At 35.5% G+C, this 889-nt stretch carries 3 protein-coding genes; all 3 read right to left on the bottom strand.

Features of this window, described 5'->3' with window-relative positions:
• Nucleotides 1-36: 36 nt before the first annotated feature.
• Nucleotides 37-171, bottom strand: a complete 135-nt coding sequence (locus FWJ32_RS13655) for an ATP-binding protein (RefSeq protein WP_275266306.1) — start codon at nucleotides 169-171, stop codon at nucleotides 37-39.
• A 50-nt stretch (nucleotides 172-221) separates the two neighbouring features.
• The gene (locus FWJ32_RS13980; RefSeq protein ID WP_420837959.1) at nucleotides 222-449 is read right to left on the bottom strand and encodes an ATP-binding protein; all 228 of its coding nucleotides are present in this window, start codon (nucleotides 447-449) and stop codon (nucleotides 222-224) included.
• Between the two features lie 55 nt (nucleotides 450-504).
• A partial coding sequence (locus FWJ32_RS13210) for a hypothetical protein (RefSeq protein WP_203227785.1) occupies nucleotides 505-889 on the bottom strand: 385 nt, incomplete at its 5' end.

The following is an 889-nucleotide window of genomic DNA, read 5'->3' as shown; positions in this document are numbered from 1 at the left end:
TGTAGATTGTCAAGTAATATTGACCCCTTTTTGCAACTAATTCTGACCCCCCTTGTAGTCCCTGTGTAACTTATCTTTCGTACGATAGCTGTTTCCATTGATTGGTATTATATGGCAGTGGTGAGCTATCCTGTCTATTATTGCTGAGGATATTACAGGGTCTCCAAAGATAAGTAAATCTAATCTGCTTAAGGATTCCAGTTTTTCTGATATTGTATTATCTATAAGTACTTGTGTATAATTCTTCTATGAAAGCATTGGCATCTGAAAATGGTCTTTAATGATGGGAATTTAGCTGTTTGTATCTTCCTGTTTATTGATCTATCGGTTTTAACCAGGAATTCCTGTTCTATTAGATTGGATAGATAACCTATATAACCCAGCTTTGTCTTAGAGGCATTTTCAGCTTCTGTTTCAAAGATTTCAAGGACAGTCTTCATGCTGAGAATTTTGAGCTGTTTTTTAATCTCTCTGTTTGAGTGTCAGCCATGCACTTTTCACCACCTATCTTGTAAGATCTCTATAGTAGTCCATAGTCCTTATGTTATAACTGCCTGTGTTTATGTTCTCTCTTGTATTTATCGTTGAGATTTCTTCTTTCTTCAAGGGATATTTCTTAAGTAAATTCCTTACAAGACTGCTGTTATATATTCCATACTCCAAAGCTTTTCCCAAAACCTCATCAATAACCTTGTCCTCATAAAGGGTGCGCTGCTTTAGAATATTTTGACCGTGGACATTGTAGTTGGACATCCTTTGTTCCATAACACTAAAGAACTCTTCACCATTTTCTGTGAGTACCTCTTTAAACTTATTTCTTATTTCCGGGGCACTTTGTGGTACTTTCATATATAGACCTTCATAATGACTCTTATCTATTACTGTAGCT

It is taken from the genome of Calorimonas adulescens (genome assembly GCF_008274215.1).
GTDB lineage: Bacteria > Bacillota > Thermoanaerobacteria > Thermoanaerobacterales > UBA4877 > Calorimonas > Calorimonas adulescens.
Note: the sequence above shows the minus strand (reverse complement) of the source record. Positions and strands in the feature narration are given on the sequence as shown.